The 14,802-nt window shown below is 68.2% G+C and carries 16 protein-coding genes, 1 pseudogene and 1 riboswitch; of the genes and pseudogenes, 8 read left to right on the top strand and 9 right to left on the bottom strand.

The genetic code is table 11. The features are described from left to right. Window positions 1-45: 45 nt before the first annotated feature. The 6 genes and pseudogenes from CLV71_RS25460 to CLV71_RS49465 form a co-directional block, all read right to left on the bottom strand. Window positions 46-318: a GlsB/YeaQ/YmgE family stress response membrane protein gene (locus tag CLV71_RS25460; RefSeq protein ID WP_133905369.1), complete on the bottom strand. Its 273-nt coding sequence runs from the start codon at window positions 316-318 to the stop codon at window positions 46-48. A gap of 116 nt (window positions 319-434) precedes the next feature. Further along, window positions 435-749, bottom strand: coding sequence for a DMT family transporter (locus CLV71_RS25455; RefSeq protein WP_133905368.1), 315 nt, complete (start codon window positions 747-749; stop codon window positions 435-437). 30 nt (window positions 750-779) lie between these two features. Then, a riboswitch (guanidine-III (ykkC-III) riboswitch) is annotated at window positions 780-837 on the bottom strand. A gap of 11 nt (window positions 838-848) precedes the next feature. After that, window positions 849-2,066 (bottom strand): MFS transporter, encoded by a 1,218-nt coding sequence (locus CLV71_RS25450; protein WP_133905367.1) that lies wholly within the window; start codon window positions 2,064-2,066, stop codon window positions 849-851. Then, window positions 2,063-3,406: a GH1 family beta-glucosidase gene (locus tag CLV71_RS25445; protein ID WP_133905366.1), complete on the bottom strand. Its 1,344-nt coding sequence runs from the start codon at window positions 3,404-3,406 to the stop codon at window positions 2,063-2,065. Before CLV71_RS25445 ends, CLV71_RS25450 begins: the two co-directional genes overlap by 4 nt. Window positions 3,407-3,503: 97 nt before the next feature. Continuing rightward, window positions 3,504-4,142, bottom strand: a complete 639-nt coding sequence (locus tag CLV71_RS49470) for an MFS transporter (RefSeq protein WP_243866705.1) — start codon at window positions 4,140-4,142, stop codon at window positions 3,504-3,506. Window positions 4,143-4,221: 79 nt separating this feature from the next. After that, window positions 4,222-4,665 (bottom strand): annotated as a pseudogene (locus CLV71_RS49465) (MFS transporter); the annotation flags it as partial. Between the two features lie 127 nt (window positions 4,666-4,792). Here CLV71_RS49465 and CLV71_RS25435 point away from each other — a divergent pair. Further along, entirely contained in the window at window positions 4,793-5,179 is a 387-nt protein-coding gene (locus tag CLV71_RS25435) for a winged helix-turn-helix transcriptional regulator (protein WP_133905365.1), read from the top strand. Here CLV71_RS25435 and CLV71_RS25430 read toward each other — a convergent pair. Further along, window positions 5,166-5,714 (bottom strand): GNAT family N-acetyltransferase, encoded by a 549-nt coding sequence (locus CLV71_RS25430; protein ID WP_133905364.1) that lies wholly within the window; start codon window positions 5,712-5,714, stop codon window positions 5,166-5,168. The two genes, CLV71_RS25435 and CLV71_RS25430, sit on opposite strands and share 14 nt — an antisense overlap. Window positions 5,715-5,757: 43 nt before the next feature. Between CLV71_RS25430 and CLV71_RS25425 the strand changes: the two genes are divergently transcribed. Further along, window positions 5,758-6,348: a TetR/AcrR family transcriptional regulator gene (locus CLV71_RS25425; protein ID WP_208297758.1), complete on the top strand. Its 591-nt coding sequence runs from the start codon at window positions 5,758-5,760 to the stop codon at window positions 6,346-6,348. Here the strand turns inward: CLV71_RS25425 and CLV71_RS25420 are convergent. Further along, window positions 6,305-6,832 (bottom strand): hypothetical protein, encoded by a 528-nt coding sequence (locus CLV71_RS25420; protein ID WP_243866704.1) that lies wholly within the window; start codon window positions 6,830-6,832, stop codon window positions 6,305-6,307. The two genes, CLV71_RS25425 and CLV71_RS25420, sit on opposite strands and share 44 nt — an antisense overlap. 70 nt (window positions 6,833-6,902) lie before the next feature. Between CLV71_RS25420 and CLV71_RS25415 the strand changes: the two genes are divergently transcribed. Continuing rightward, window positions 6,903-7,748, top strand: coding sequence for a LysR family transcriptional regulator (locus CLV71_RS25415; RefSeq protein WP_133905362.1), 846 nt, complete (start codon window positions 6,903-6,905; stop codon window positions 7,746-7,748). Here CLV71_RS25415 and CLV71_RS25410 read toward each other — a convergent pair. Then, the gene (locus CLV71_RS25410) at window positions 7,745-8,374 is read right to left on the bottom strand and encodes a siderophore-interacting protein (protein ID WP_133905361.1); all 630 of its coding nucleotides are present in this window, start codon (window positions 8,372-8,374) and stop codon (window positions 7,745-7,747) included. The two genes, CLV71_RS25415 and CLV71_RS25410, sit on opposite strands and share 4 nt — an antisense overlap. Before the next feature lie 27 nt (window positions 8,375-8,401). On the opposite strand from CLV71_RS25410, the gene CLV71_RS25405 reads away from it, so the two are divergent. From CLV71_RS25405 to CLV71_RS25385, 5 genes are all read left to right on the top strand, one after another. Beyond that, window positions 8,402-8,827, top strand: coding sequence for a MerR family transcriptional regulator (locus CLV71_RS25405; protein WP_133905360.1), 426 nt, complete (start codon window positions 8,402-8,404; stop codon window positions 8,825-8,827). A gap of 26 nt (window positions 8,828-8,853) precedes the next feature. Next, window positions 8,854-9,426 (top strand): hypothetical protein, encoded by a 573-nt coding sequence (locus tag CLV71_RS25400; RefSeq protein ID WP_133905359.1) that lies wholly within the window; start codon window positions 8,854-8,856, stop codon window positions 9,424-9,426. A gap of 15 nt (window positions 9,427-9,441) precedes the next feature. After that, complete coding sequence (locus tag CLV71_RS25395; RefSeq protein ID WP_208297757.1) at window positions 9,442-10,512, top strand: histidine kinase; 1,071 nt, start codon at window positions 9,442-9,444, stop codon at window positions 10,510-10,512. After that, window positions 10,509-11,162 (top strand): response regulator, encoded by a 654-nt coding sequence (locus tag CLV71_RS25390; protein ID WP_133905357.1) that lies wholly within the window; start codon window positions 10,509-10,511, stop codon window positions 11,160-11,162. The genes CLV71_RS25395 and CLV71_RS25390 overlap by 4 nt, the downstream gene beginning before the upstream one ends. Before the next feature lie 109 nt (window positions 11,163-11,271). Continuing rightward, window positions 11,272-13,308 carry a hypothetical protein gene (locus CLV71_RS25385; protein ID WP_133905356.1) on the top strand — a complete coding sequence of 679 codons (2,037 nt, stop codon included), beginning with the start codon at window positions 11,272-11,274 and terminating at the stop codon, window positions 13,306-13,308. Window positions 13,309-14,802: the final 1,494 nt, after the last annotated feature.

The raw sequence follows: 14,802 nt of genomic DNA, 5'->3' as shown, positions 1-14,802 counted from the left end.
CAGGTAGAAGGGGCACTTACGGGCGAAACTGACCAAATTGCGTGCTTACTTCGCGTTGGTGCGCTGTCGCACGCCACTCAGCAACGAGACGGCCCCGCCCGCGAAGATCACTTGGAGCGCCAGCTCGGTCCAGTCGATGCCACTGGTGTCCGCGACGCCGATCAGCTCGGCAACCCCCGTGCCTGCCACCGCCGCCACTATGCCGACCAGAATGGTCACCAGCAGTGACATCTCGTGCCGCCCCGGCACGATCGCTCGCCCCAAACCCCCGATGATCGCGCCGAACACTATGGCCGTGACGAGCCCGGTGATCTCCATGTACCCGCTCCTTTTCTCCCTGCCACGGAGTCTGCTGGCCGGCACGCGGTTCGGAATCCGGCGATCTCCCTGGTTCGACCCTGAGACGTGTCTCAGGGTGTGGTCCCGGTGCGGGGTCAGTGGAGGACCTTGAGTCCCGCCACGCCCGCGACGATCAGCACGAGGCACGTGATCCGGCCCGCGGTGGCCGGATCACCCAGTACCGCCATGCCGTAGGCGGCCGTGCCGACCGCACCGACGCCGACCCACACGGCATATCCCGTGCCGACCGGCACACTCCGCAGCGCGTAGCCGAGTCCGGCCATGCTGATCACGAGTGCGACCCCGAAGATGACGCTGGGCAGGGGTTTCGACAACCCGCGCGACACCCCGAGCGCCGCAGCCCATACCGTCTCGAACAGACCGGACACGACAAGCGCGAGCCACGCCATGACGAACCTCCGCAGCAATGTGACCACACCACTGCGTCGTCTTCGCATGACCGGGTACGACGCGCTCGTCCGGGGCTTTCGCCGCCACCAACGGTAGCACTAGTCCACGGAACGGATCCGGAACACCAGGACGGAGCCAACGACACCGACGACCGCGGACAGTACGTAGAGGACCGGATAGCCGCCCAGGTACGTGACGATCGGCGCGGCCAGTGCCGGGGCGATCACCTGCGGCAGCGAGTTCGCGACGTTGATCACGCCGAGGTCCTTGCCCCGGTCGCCCGCCGCGGGCAGGACCTCGGTCATCAACGCGAAGTCCACCGACAGGTACACGCCGAAACCCAGTCCCAGCACGGCCGCGGCCGTGATCGCACCGGTCCACGTCGGCCAGAACCCCAGCAGCAGCGAGGCCAGCGACATCACGATCCCGGCCCAGCACACGAAGACGCGCCTGCGTGACGTGCGGTCCGACCACACACCGCCCGCGACCACGGTCAACAACAGCGTCACCGCGTACACGGCGGTCAGGATGAACACGCCGCTGTCGGGCTCGGGGTAACCCACGACGTCCTGCAGGTAGTACAGCAGGTACACGATCGCGATCGCGTTGCTCAGGTTCAGCAGGGCCCGCGTCAGCCACGCCCACCCGAAGTCGGGGTGCTGCCTCGGGCTGATCCAGAAGTCCTTGACGGACAGACGCGGCCGCTCGACGATCTCGGTCACGGTGTTCCTGCGCAGCAGCAGGTGCGGGATCGTCGCGACGACCAGGAACCCCGCGCACACGAGGTATCCGGCCGCGATACCGCCGGTCTCGGCGGCGAGCAGCGAGCCGACCACGATGCCGAGCGTCTGACCGACGCCGAGCCAGCCGCCGACCATGCCGCGCTGCCGGTGCGGCACCTCGTCCGGCACCGCCGCGAACATGGCGGCCTGCATGGCGTTGAGCGTGAACTGCGCCGCGCACCAGCCGATGATCATGACCAGCACGGTCGGCGCCCCGGACAGGAGCGCGAGGCTCGCGACGGCGCCGAGCATGCCGATGACCGTCCACGGCTTCCGCCTGCCCGCACGCCACGTCGTGCGGTCGGAGATCGCGCCGAACAACGGGTTCGCCACCACGGAGAACGCGGCGCCGAGACCGGAGACGAGCCCGAGCACGATCTCCTTGTCGTCCGGTGCCAGCGCCTTCGCCTGCTCGGCCAGCAGTACCTGGATGGGTCCGTAGAACGCCGTGAACAACCCGAGGGTCGCGAGCGCGAGGAAACCGGTCCAGCGCGCGGGTACCGGCGTGGTCGGCTCGGTGACGACCTGGGTCACCGCTGCGCCCTGATCATGTCGCGGTACCAGTAGAACGAGTCCTTCGGGGTGCGGTCGAGCGTGTCGTAGTCGACGTGCACCAGGCCGAAGCGCTGCGAGTAGCCCGCCGCCCACTCGAAGTTGTCCACAATGGACCACACGAAGTAGCCGCGCACGTCGATGTCGTCCTCGACGGCCCTGTGCAGTGCCCGCAGGTGACCGTCGAGGTACTCGACGCGCCGGTCGTCGTGCCGCTCGTCGTCGTAGGAGCAGCCGCCCTCGGTGATGTAGATCGGCGGCATGTCCGGGTACCGGTCGACGAGCATGCGCAGCACTTCGTGCAGGCCCTCCGGGACGACCGGCCAGCCGAAGTCGGTCATGGGGTAGCCCTCGACCACGGGGAAGTCGAACGGCAGCCCGGCAGGCATCTCGAGGCGGTCGATCATCGTCGGCGCCGACGACGCGCTGGGCGCGGCGACCAGGCTGGGCATGTAGTAGTTGACGCCGTACCAGTCGAGTGGCGTCGAGATGATCTTCAGGTCCTCGGCGACGGGACCCGGCATGGCGGCGGCCAGCTCACCCGTCGGGTACCGGCCCGCGAGGATCGGCGCGGCGAACAGCTCGTTGACGAGCCCGTCGTAGAGGGTCGCGGCACTGCGGTCACCCGGTTTGTCCGACGCGGGCCAGACGGGCACGTGGTGGTTGGCGATGCCGATGTTGGACGCGCCCACCGCCCGCAGCGCGGTGGTCGCGAGACCGTGGGCGAGCAGCTGGTGGTGGGCCACCGGAAGCGCCTCGAACAGCAGTTCGAGGCCCGGCGCGTGCACCCCGACCGCGTGCCCGAAGATCGTCACGACCATGGGCTCGTTGAGCGGCATCCACATCGCCACCCGGTCCGCGAGCCGCTCGCCGACGATCGCCGCGTAGTCTGCGAACCGGTAGGCGGTGTCGCGTTCGAGCCAGCCGCCCGCGTCCTCGATCCGCTGCGGCGTGTCCCAGTGGAAGAGCGTCACGGCCGGCGCGATGCCGTTCGCGCACAGCTCGTCGACGAGCCGGTCGTAGAAGTCGAGCCCCGCCTTGTTGACCTCGCCGTGCCCCTCCGGCAGGACCCGGGGCCACGCGACGGAGAATCGGTAGGAGTCGACACCCAGCTCCCGCATGAGCCCGACGTCCTCGCGATAGCGGTGGTAGTGGTCGGTGGCCGTCTTCCCGGTGTCCCCGCCGAGCACCTTGCCGGAGCCGGCCGCGAAAGTGTCCCAGGTGGACGGTCCGCGTCCGTCCTCGTCCGCCGCCCCCTCCACCTGGTAGGCCGAGCTCGACACACCCCAGAGAAATCCTTCGGGAAACTTGGGCAGCGCCATAAGTCTTTATCGTCCTTCACCTGGAACAGGGACCCCGAGCGCGAGACAGCTTGAACGTAATTCACCACCTGGTCAAGTCCCGGGGATCGACGCGCTCTCACGATCGATAATTGATGAGCGACCTGCTCCCGCGCAACACCAACGCGGTGGTGACCGCCGCGCCTGCCACGAGTGCCCCCGCCAGGGCGAAGGCCTGTGCATAGCCGGTCGTCACCGCGACCAGCACCGCGAGACCCAGCGCGCCACCGAGCTGCTGGCTGGTGTTGAGGACACCGGAGAGCAGTCCGGCGTCCGCCTCCGTCGCGGTGGACATGCCGAGCGCCATCAGCGCAGGCATCGCCGCCCCGAAGCCGACACCGAGCACGACCGTGGCCGGGACGACCCATGCGGGCGGCGCGGCGGCGATCACCACCAGCGCTGACACGATCAGACCCAGCCCGGCCAGCAGGACAGGGCGTTCGCCGAACCTCGTGTTGAGGCGGGCGGACAGCAGCAGTGACACGGCGCCGATCGAGACCGCGGTCGGCACCATCGCCAGGCCCGTCTCCAGCGGGGAGTACCCGACGGACACCAGGTACAGCACCACGAAGAAAAGGAACGCGAACATGGCCGCGGCCAGCAGTGCCAGCACGGCGTTCACCCCGGCCACGCGGCGGACCACCGGCAGGGGCAGCAGTGGTGCGGTCGTCCGCGACTCCCGCAGGACGAACGCGCCCAGCAGCGCCACCGCGGCCACGCCCGCGGGCCACTCCTCGGTCGGCCGTCAGGCGCAGCGCGAAGAACAGGGCCACGACGCCGATGGGCAGGTTCAGGTAGAAGATCCACGGCCACGACACCGTCTGGGTGATCACCCCACCGAGCAGCGAGCCGATCGAGCCGCCGGACGCCTGCACGAAGCTGTGCCCGCCGAGTGCCTTCGCGCGCTCGGCGGGCACGGGGAACAGCGCGACGACCATGCCCAGTGCGACGCCGGACACCATCGCGCCGCTGACGCCCTGCAGGAAGCGCGCGGCCACCAGGAGACCGGCCGTCGGCGCGAGCCCGCACAGCAGTGACGCCACCGTGAACACGGCCATGCCCGCGACGAACATCCTCCTGCGGCCCAACAGATCACCGAGGCGGCCCGCCGGCAACAGCAGGCCCCCGAAGGGGATCACGTACGCGTTCACCACCCAGGCCAGGCCCGTCCCGGAAAAGCCCAGGTCAGCGCGTATCGCAGGCAGGGCGACGCTGACGACGGTCTGGTCGACGACGATCATCAGTGTGCCGGCGCTCAACACGGCCAACGCATACCACCGAGACATTCCCCTGCGCCTCCAAAGGTGCACCACTTGTAACAGGAGAAATGATCTGTGACTATTGCTGTCGACGGAAGGAGGCACTTCTATGTCCCGGAGTAACACCGATGTGTCCGCCGAGGTAGAGGCAGAGGCGTGTCCGGTGCAGGAGGTGCTCGACCGGGTGGCCGGCAAGTGGAGCATCCTCGTGATGGTCGCCGCCACGCGTGGGCCGATCCGCTTCACCGAGCTGGAACGCGCGATTCCCAGTGTCAGCAGGCGCATGCTGACACTGACGCTGCGCAACCTCGAGCGCGACGGGCTGATGACCCGAACGGTGTTCCCGACGGTGCCGCCGCGTGTCGAGTACGAGCTGACCCCGATGGCCCGCGAGCTGCGCACGGCGTTCCTGACGCTGACCGAGTGGGCCGAGCACCACCGCGGCGCGATCGTGGACGCGCGCCACGCCTACGACGAGCGCGTCACCGCGTCGTAGGCCATTCCGTCGCGAGGACCGACCACACCTCGACGTCGTGCCGCTTGTCGTTGAGGCAGAACGCCTGCCGCAGGGTCCCCTCCAGCGTCATGCCGAGGCGCTGGGCGGCCCGTCGGCTCGGCTCGTTGGCCGAGGAGCAGCGCCACTCGACGCGGTGCATGCCACGCACGTGGATCGCCCAGTCGAGCATCTCGGTGACCGCCCTGGTGATGAGGCCGCGGCCGGTGACCTCCGGCGCGAGCCACACGCCGACCTCGCACAGGTCGTTGACCTTGTCCCAGACGCGGAACAGGGTGCCGCCGGAGAGCTTGCCGTCGACCCAGATGCCGAAGATGCGGCCCTCGCCCCGCGCCTGCTGGTCGGCGTAGCGCTGGAGCAGCGCCGCCGCACCGATGGGGGTGTTCGCGGTGCGGCCCCAGGGCAGCCACTCGCCGAGGTGCTCCTCGGCGGCCGCCACGTGCCTGGCGAACTCGTCCGCGTGCCACGGTTCCAGCGCGCGAAGCTCCGCGTCGTCGGTGAGCCGCAGTGACAGCATGGGTCGACCTCCGTACAAAACGTTTGTTATGTACCCTACCAGCATGCCTGCGAAGGGTGACCACGAGGCACGGCGCGCGGACGTCGCGGCGGCCGTGTGGCGCGTGCTGGCTGCCGAGGGCTTCGGCGGCCTCACGATGCGCGCGGTGGCGGCAGAGCTCGACGCGTCCACCGGCATGCTGACGCACTACTTCACCGGCAAGGACGAGCTGGTCAGGTACGCGCACTCGGTCGCGGCGGACCGGACGGACTCGCGGCCCATGCTGCGTGCGGAGGCGCCGGGCCTCGCGGCGTTGCGGGTCGCGCTGGTGAACGTCCTGCCGACGACGCCGGAGAACGTGGCGATGAGCCGCGTGTGGGTGAGCTTCTGGGACGCGGCACTCGGCGACGCGTCGCTGTCGAGTGCGCAGCGGGAGCGGTACGTGCGCTGGCGGGAGCGGCTGCGGGTGTGCGTGGTGGACGCGCAGGAGCGCGGGGAGCTGGCCGCGTCGGACGACGCGGAGGACGTCGCGGTGTCGGCGGCCGCGTTCGCGCACGGCCTGGTGGTGCAGGCGCTCTTCGACCCGCAGCGCCTGCCGCCCGCACGACAGCTCAGCCTCGTCGACGACTTCCTCGCTGGGCTTCGAGGTCGCTGACGATCGCGTCGCGGAGGTCGGCCCAGGTCGGCGTGTGGTGCACCCAGTCGGGCGCGGGGCCCTTCTGTCGGCCGAACAGGTAGCGGTACGGCACGGTGTCCAGCAGGGCGCGGTGCACGTCGATGCGGTCGTCGACCATGTGGGTGATCCCCAGCCTGGCGCAATGGCCCGCCTTCTCCTCCCGCCTGCGGCAGAAGCGGACGTTGCCGAGGGGGATGCCGGTGCGGCCGTGGAAGTCGTGGTGGTCCAGCCACGCGAGGGTGCGCCGCTGGATGCGGGGTCCGCACTTGGAGATCACCCAGACGCGGCCGTCGAAGCGGGACACGAGGTCGGGCAGCACCTCGAAGGCGCCTGCCGTCGCCGGGGAGACGAGGGCCTCCTCGTCGGTGCCGCGGAGGAAGACCGTGTCCTCCGGCCCGTCCGGGGCCGCCGCGCCGTGGATCACCCGGCCGAAGTCGACCCCCAGTCCTGGTCGTCTGTTCACGTCCTCCACGGTGATCGATCCTGGACTCGAAGAGAACTATTGACCGGCGGCCGAGCTATAGTCTCTGGCTATGATCCAGACGGACGCGCTGGCGGCGTTCGCCGTGTTCGCGGACCATCTCAACTTCACGCGTGCCGCGGCCGCGCTGCACCTCTCCCAACCCGCGCTGCACGTGAAGGTCGCCAAGCTGGCGGCCACCGTCGGTCGCCCGCTCTACCAGCGCAGCGGCAGGACCCTGACCCTCACCCCGGAGGGCGAAGCCGTCGCACGCTTCGCACGCGACCTCGACGCGCGGATGGCCGCGTTCCTCACCGAGGTCCGCGACGCCGAGGCGGTGCGACCCCTCACGCTGGCCGCGGGCGAAGGCGCCTACCTGTACCTGCTCGGCGAGGTCGTCCGCACGTTCCGCCCGCTCAGGCTGGTCAACCGCGACAGTGCCCGCATGCTCGCCTCGGTGCGGGCCGGGCGGGTGGACCTCGGCATCGGCGTCCTGGAGGTCCTGCCGGACGACGTCACCACCGTGCTGCTCGCCTCCTACCCGCAGACGCTCGTGCTGCCCGTCGACCACCCGCTCGCCGGCCACGCCGAGCTGACCCTGCGCGACCTGGCCGGGGTCTCCCTGGTGCTGCCGCCCGCCAACCGTCCCCACCGGCGGACCGTCGAGCGGGCGCTGCGGGCGGCCGAGGTCGACTGGGCGCTCGCCATCGAGGCCGAGGGCTGGCCACTGACGCTGCACTTCGTCACGCTGGGCGTCGGACTGTCCATTGTGAACGGTTGTGTCCGGCCGCCTGCCGGCTTCACCGCGCGGGAGATCACCGACCTGCCCCGGGTGCCCTACTACGCCGTCCATCTCCCGTCCCGCGCCGACGACGCGCGGCTGGCCGAGTTGCTGAGCGCGGTCCGCCTGGCGATCTAGTCCATGCCACGCTTCCCCGGTGTCCAGAAGGGTTTCACGACCGCCGACCGGCGTGGCCAGCCGCGGTCCTGGACGAGGTGGCGACGCGCGGCCTGGCACGCCTTCGCCTCGCCCGCGAGGTAGGCGACGCCCGGCTCGTCGGGCAGGTCGAGTGCCGCGAGCGTGCCGAGCAGGTCGTCCGTCCAGGTCAGCTCGCGCGGCAGGGTGAGACGATCCGCCGCCTCGACGACCCCGTACACGCGGGCGTCGGTTGGCAGTGCGCGCAGCATGGCACCGAACGCGACCGACGCGGTCGCGTCACCGACGAACAGGTGGTAGGGCGCGTCGTCACGGACCACGAACCGCCCGTCCGGCCTGGTGAACGAGACGCGCCCGCCGACCTCCACCTCGCGCGCCCAGCGGGCGCCGGGGCCTGCGCCGGGGTGGTCGAGGACGCACAGGTCGAGGTGGCCCGCGTAGTCCCAGATCGAGTACGTGCGCAGGGTGAGGGTGCCGACCCGCACGCGGACGTGCTGGCCGGGCGTCCAGCGCAGGTCCCGCAGCGAGTCCCCGGCGATGCGGATGCGGCGGATGCGGGGCGTGACATCCTCGACCTCGGCGACCGTGCCGGACAGGAAGAAGCTCATGGGACAACCGTGGGGGTTCAGGTACACATGATGTCAAGCATCGGCGAGGTGGCCGAGCGGTTCGGGGTGGCGCCGCACGTGCTGCGGCACTGGGAGAGCATGGGCGTGCTCAGCCCGGCCAGGGACGAGACCGGCAGGCGCCGCTACGACGACGCGGACCTGTCGCGTGTCGCGTTGATCCTGATGAGCAGGGAGGCGGGCCTCGGCCTGCGGCAGCTGCGTGAGTTCCTGTCGGGCGGCGACCAGAACGGCGTCCTGCGCAGGCACCTGGCCGTGCTGCGACGCCGCATAGCGCAGGCCGAGGCCGCGAAGGAACTGGTCGAGCACGCCCTGTCCTGCCCGGCGAGCTTCGAGGAGTGCCCGCACGCCCGCGAGCAGATCGCCGCGAGGATCCCGCCCGGCTCACCCGTGCGACGGAGTCGGGAGATCGCTCTCACCGGCGATCCCTCGTAGCCGCCGGGAAACCAGGCTTGTGCGGCATGAACGCACGCACAGTCTTCGTCGCGGCACCGCTGCTGACCTTCACCTACGGGGTGATCCGCATCCTCGACGGCCTGGACGGGGTCCGGGGACCCGGCCTGGCGTGGACCACCGGGCACCTGATCTTCATGGCCGCACTGGTGGCGTTCCAGCTCGTGTTCGTCCACCTGTGGCGGCTGGCGGGCCGGGACACGCTGGCCACGGCGACCGTCGTGATCGCGACGGTCGGCACGCTGTGCCTGTTCGTCCAGTTCGGCATCGACATCGTGAACGGGTTGCTGGCCGAGGACCACGCGGCCATGAGTGAGTTCGGCCGGGGCCTGAAGAGCAACACGTTCGTCTCGCTGGCCGTGTACGACGTCGGCCCGTACCTGTTCTACTTCGGACAGTTCGTACTGGTGGCCAGGCTCGCCCTCCTGCGCCGCATCCCGGCGTGGACGGCGGCGCTGCTGGTAGTCGACCTGGTGATGCCGCTGGTCAGCAAGGACCTGATCCCGGTCGGCGCGGCGGCCCTGATGGTGTCGTTCGTGTCGATCGCGAAGCGGATCCAGCGCGAGCCCGCACGCGTGTGAGCGAGGATGGACGGCGTGTCTCTTCGTGGCCGGATCCGCCCGCTGTGGCTCGACGTGGGCCTGACCGTGCTGGTGGTCGCGGTGCAGCTGTGGCCGTTCCTGGTTTCGGAGAGGACGTGGGACTGGCGGGGTTACGTGGTCGTGGTGGTGTCGGCGGTGCCGGTGCTGTGGCGTAGGCAGGCGCCGGTGACCGCGCTGCTGACGAGCCTGCTGGCGACGTCGCTGTACGACTTCACGGGCACGGTCCCCGACCAGCCGATCTGGTACGGCGGCCTGATCGCGGCGTACAGCGTCGCGGTGCGGTCGCCACGCTGGTTGCGCCTGTCGATGCTGGTGGCGACGGTAGGCGGGAGCCTGATCCTCAACTCGTCGCAGACGGCGCTGCGGGTGGCGGTCCTGTTCGTGGCGGTCTACGCGACGGGCCGAGCGGCAGCGACGTCCCGAGCGCACGCCGAACGCCTGGAGCACGAACGCGAGGTGGAGTCGGAGCGGGCGGCCGAGCGGGAGCGGGCGAGGATAGCCCGGGACATGCACGACATCCTGTCGCACGCGGTGAGCCTGATGGTGGTCCAGGCGGAGGCGGGCCCGGTGATGCTGAAGAGGGACCCGGCGAAGGCGGAGGCGGCGTTCGAGGCGATCGCGTCGGCAGGGCGGGACGCGATGGTCCAGCTGAGACGGATCCTGCAGGTGCTGCACACGGACGAGCAGCCACAAGCTGCCCCGCAACCCAGACTGGCGGACCTACCGACACTGGTGGCGGCCAGTGACATGCGGTTCGAGACGACCGGCCGACCGTTCCCGGTGGCGCCGGACGTGGAGCTGGCGGTGTACCGGATCACCCAGGAGGCCATCACGAACGTGATCAGACACGCGGCGGCAACCCGAGCCGAGATCCACCTGGGCTGGGAGACGGATGCGGTCACGATCGAGATCACCGACGACGGCACCGCACCGGACGTGGTCCGGAAGGGAAACGGCCTGATAGGCATACAGGAACGAGCCACGGCGTGCGGCGGGGTGGCGACGGCGGGCCCACGCACGGACGGCCCGGGTTTCCGCGTGACAGCGAGGTTCCCGACACGATGACGGTGCGCGTGGTGGTAGTCGACGACCAGGAGTTGGTGAGGGCGGGGTTCAGCATGATCCTGGACGCGCAGCCGGACATCGAGGTGGTGGCGGAGGCGGCCGACGGCGAGTCGGCGATCGAGGCCGTTCGTGTGCACGCGCCGGACGTGGTGTTGCTGGACATTCGCATGCCGGGGATGGACGGCATAGCGGCGGCGAAGGTGATCTGCGCGGAGACCAGTTGTCTGGCGATCATGCTGACCACGTTCGACCTCGATGAGTACGTGTACCAGGCGTTGAGGGTGGGGGCGAGCGGGTTCCTGTTGAAGGATGTCCGCAGGGATGACCTGGTGCACGCGGTGCGGGTGGTGGCGGCCGGGGAGGCGTTGCTGGCGCCGTCGATCACGAGGAAGCTGATCGCCCAGTTCAGTGGTCGGGCGGTGTCGGTGCCGTCGGCGGATCGCCTGGCGGTGTTGACGGCGAGGGAACAGGAGACGCTGCGCCTACTGTCCAGGGGCCTGACGAACGCGGAGATAGCCGAGGCGATGGTGGTGAGCGAGCACACGGTGAAGACGCATGTCAGCAACGTGCTGAGCAAGCTCGGGCTGAGGGATCGGGTGCAGGCGGTGATAGTGGCGTACGAGACCGGCTTGACGGTCCCGGGCTCGTGACGCGGCCCATGATCGGTAACGGCATTCGCCGGTAAATGCGACAGTTCGGTATCTGCAGCCAACACAAGAAATCTGTTACGTGCACCGGGCGCCCGTCGACACTAATCGTGTGACCAAGTCGACATTGGGCCAATTGAGCCCAATCGAGCTGTCGATCATCAATGCCGCACAACGCGGATCGAGGGCCGAGCCAGAAATCTCGGTTGGAGTAGAGGCGCTCGCGGTCACGAATGATCCACGACTCCTGGTGCGGGCAGAGCTGGTCCGAGACCTGTTGATGGGCAGGCAAGGCGAGCTGGACCCCCATGGTCTACGTATTCGCGGTGTTCGGGTGGTCGGCCAGCTAGATCTGGCCCATGTCAACGCCGTCGCGGGACTGCAGCTGCACGACTGCGTGCTGTCGGAGGGCGTCGTCTGTCATCACGCACGTCTGCGGGAGATGGACCTGGGTGGCAGTGTGACGTCGCGCCTTTCAGCCGAGGGTTTGCGTACCGAAAACAACCTGCTCCTGCGCGACATAACCGTCCGCGGCGAGGTTCGGCTTGGTAACGCTCACATCGGTGGCCGACTCGATCTCGGAGCCGGCAGAATCACCAACGACACGGGTCTTGCACTGCACGCCGACGGTCTGCGGACGGCCGGCGACGCGTCCTTCGGCGACGCGGTTGTCCGCGGCGCGTGCGAGGAAGGGACCATTCGGTTGGTCGGCGCCGATATCGGCGGCCAACTCGGGTTCGAAGGCTGCGTGGTGACCAACGAGGCCGGTCCAGCACTGGTCGCCCACAGCCTTCATGTCAAGGGCCGTGCGTCCCTGCGGAAGGCGATCATGCACGGAACGGGCGAAATGGGAACGGTGAGGCTGATCAGCGCCGACTTCGACGGTCAGCTCAGTTTCGAAGACGGCGTGATCACCAACGACGCCGGCCCCGCCATGGTCGCCGACGGTCTTCACACAGGTGGCCGGGTGTCACTGCGAAAGGTGACCGTGTGCGGCACCGGCGAGACCGGAGCGGTACGACTGACCAGCGCCAACATCGGCAGCCAGCTCAGCTTCGACGACGGCGTGGTCACCAACAGGTCCGGCCCGGCCCTGTACGCGGACAGGTTGCGCACCAGCGGCCGGCTGTCCCTGCGGAAGGTGAGCATGCATGGCACGGACGAGGACGGAACGATACGGCTGCGGGGTGCGCACATCGGTGGCCAGCTCGATCTGGAGTCCAGTGAGGTCACCAACGGCTCCGGCCCCGCACTGGGTGCTGACGGCCTGCGCGTCGACAGCGACGCGTTCCTACACAACGCCGTGTTCGGCGGGTCGGGCAAGCACGACACCATCCGTCTGGTCGGCGCACACATCGGTGGATGTGCGGACCTGACACTGAAGGAGCTGAGGCACAGCTCGGGCCGCTTGCTGGACCTCAGTCTGACCAATGTCGGAGAGGAGTTGGTTCTACCCGCACGAGTGATGTGCCCGGCGCGAAGTACACGGGTGACGCGGGAGCCTTGCACGGACCACGAGCGACAGCTGAACGCCAGGGGCCTGGTGTTCTCCGGCCTGGAGTCCGCGCCATGGCGAGAATGGTTGCATCTCCTCGTGCACCACACACCCGCGTACTCACCGCAGCCCTACCAGCAGTTGGCTGCGGTAGAGCGGGGGGCGGGGCACGACAACAACGCGCGCCAGATTCTCATCACCCAACAGGAAGACCTTCGGCGCCGTACGCCCGAGGCTCTCGGCGGCAGGGGTGGGCGTGCGCGGCACCGGCTGTGGGGTTGGCTGGGTCGGTACGGCTACCGCGCCCACCGCCTCGTCGCGGCCCTGGCGTTCGTCCTCGCCGTCGTCGGCGGACTGGGGTACGTAGCTGGCCAGGTCCCCACCCGCCCGGGCCACCATGCCGCCGAACACGTGCAGCCAGCCTCCGCCACGAATTCCGATACACGCTGCTCTACCGCCGAACTCATCGGTCTCGCGTTCGACCGCGGGCTCCCTCTCGGGACGACCGGCGTCCGCGCCAGGTGCGATCTCGACACCGGTACGCGGTGGGGGCAGACCTTCACGTACGCGATCTGGGCACTTCAGGCGTTGGTATGGGCACTGGCGACGCTCGCGGTGGCCGCATACACCGGGTTGGTCCGTAAGCCAAGCTGACGTTACCGGTGAGTTTTCGATAATTCGCACGCCAAGTGATCAATATCCGCGACGGCGCCACCGGGAAGCGGCGATAACCAGTGACTTTCTGGCGCGCTAACCCCGACACCAAGTCGAGGTGTTACTCAATAGTTATATAACGTTCGATATGAGATATACATCACAATGGAGCGCGGGAACTCCCCGGGAACATCAACATCGTCGCTGATCAACGCCGTCGACACGGATACGATCCAAAGGTGTCACGGGAGGCATAGTCCATGTCGAGTGGATGACTTGGCACGCCTCACTCTAGGCTGCTCCGCACTGCCTCTTCTCACACGGCGCCCCTCGCCCTGTCGGCCGGATAGGTATACCTCCGGCAGTTCGAGCATGGCGTCGGAGGTGACCCCAACAGAAGGTCAAAGAAGTGGCAGTATCCGAGATGGCTGGTACGGACGGCGATCCAGAAGACGGCGACAGCGCGAAGAAGCGCCCGAACCGTCGGATAGTTGGCCCGAGCGCTTCCAGTCGCTACGGTCGGATCGCCCTGCGAGTCTTCTAGGTGTTGACTGGCAGCAGGGTTGTCCACCCTAGGTAAGCCGGATCGGGAGAGTGGCCACTCTCCTGGTCCGGCCCCTAGTGGGTATCTCCACCCGGAACCGAACCGTTTCATCCGACCTATGTCGCTGATCCACAACCCACTACTACTTGTAGTCGGCCATTGCTAATCGTGAACCCGATGCGACGGCGGCAATTTCACCGCAGTACGTCAGCAAAGTCAACGCGTCGGACTTTCAGCAGGCCTCAACGTCGTCGCCTCAGGCTTTCAGCGCGCCTCGTATGGCCCGTGTAATTCACTCTTTTGGCTGGTCAAGGAGCGCTGCAGCGCCGTACGAGTACGTGACCAACATCACAGCGAGATGTTGGTCCGCAATTCGCCCAGCGCAGCCTTGAAGGCACCGACACCGGTTACGGAACGTACGTGATTCGCCACACGTATTTTTTGATTCATACTGGTAGAACCGCCGATGTTCACTTGATAGCAAGTCGCGGACACAAGATCGTCACTCTGTCAAGCGATACGGAGGAGCATAGGAGGGCATCGGCGCGGTCAGTACTACACAGAGTAGCTCTCCTTACAGCCGACTGATCGTCCTCACCCGATAGTTCAGCGCACCTACAGTTCCACGCGAACGGGTGACTCACGATTGATTAGAAGTCCGGATCGCGAATGTTCAGGCCACCTTGGCTCGAGACGCATGTCGAGCGTGGCCCTCGCAATACGCAGTCAGCTATATATTTCACGTTCAACATCCGACCACCAGTTCGAACCGGCGACCAGTGTCCACGAGATTCGACCAGAGCCCTTCGCATGGCGTGCCCTGGAACGCGGCACGCCGGGCTGAGAGGGCAACGGCTAGTACTACAGGGCTAGATCTCTTGTGTGTCGGTTCGTGATATCGGCTGGCGGTTGTGCCAGGGTTGGCGCGTGACCATTTCTTCTGCTGGCCA

The organism is Actinophytocola oryzae, from assembly GCF_004364325.1.
In the GTDB taxonomy this organism is placed as follows: Bacteria; Actinomycetota; Actinomycetes; order Mycobacteriales; family Pseudonocardiaceae; genus Actinophytocola; species Actinophytocola oryzae.
The sequence above is the reverse complement of the archived record's forward strand: the minus strand, read 5'-3'. Positions and strand labels throughout refer to the sequence as shown.

Excerpts from the sequence above, each read along its gene's own strand:
- CLV71_RS25460 (WP_133905369.1), bottom strand. The coding sequence starts at position 318 with ATGGAGATCACCGGGCTCGTCACGGCCATAGTGTTCGGCGCGATCATC.
- CLV71_RS25455 (WP_133905368.1), bottom strand. The coding sequence starts at position 749 with ATGGCGTGGCTCGCGCTTGTCGTGTCCGGTCTGTTCGAGACGGTATGG.
- CLV71_RS25445 (WP_133905366.1), bottom strand. The coding sequence starts at position 3,406 with ATGGCGCTGCCCAAGTTTCCCGAAGGATTTCTCTGGGGTGTGTCGAGC.
- CLV71_RS25435 (WP_133905365.1), top strand. The coding sequence starts at position 4,793 with ATGTCCCGGAGTAACACCGATGTGTCCGCCGAGGTAGAGGCAGAGGCG.
- CLV71_RS25430 (WP_133905364.1), bottom strand. The coding sequence starts at position 5,714 with ATGCTGTCACTGCGGCTCACCGACGACGCGGAGCTTCGCGCGCTGGAA.
- CLV71_RS25425 (WP_208297758.1), top strand. The coding sequence starts at position 5,758 with ATGCCTGCGAAGGGTGACCACGAGGCACGGCGCGCGGACGTCGCGGCG.
- CLV71_RS25415 (WP_133905362.1), top strand. The coding sequence starts at position 6,903 with ATGATCCAGACGGACGCGCTGGCGGCGTTCGCCGTGTTCGCGGACCAT.
- CLV71_RS25410 (WP_133905361.1), bottom strand. The coding sequence starts at position 8,374 with ATGAGCTTCTTCCTGTCCGGCACGGTCGCCGAGGTCGAGGATGTCACG.
- CLV71_RS25405 (WP_133905360.1), top strand. The coding sequence starts at position 8,402 with ATGATGTCAAGCATCGGCGAGGTGGCCGAGCGGTTCGGGGTGGCGCCG.
- CLV71_RS25400 (WP_133905359.1), top strand. The coding sequence starts at position 8,854 with ATGAACGCACGCACAGTCTTCGTCGCGGCACCGCTGCTGACCTTCACC.
- CLV71_RS25390 (WP_133905357.1), top strand. The coding sequence starts at position 10,509 with ATGACGGTGCGCGTGGTGGTAGTCGACGACCAGGAGTTGGTGAGGGCG.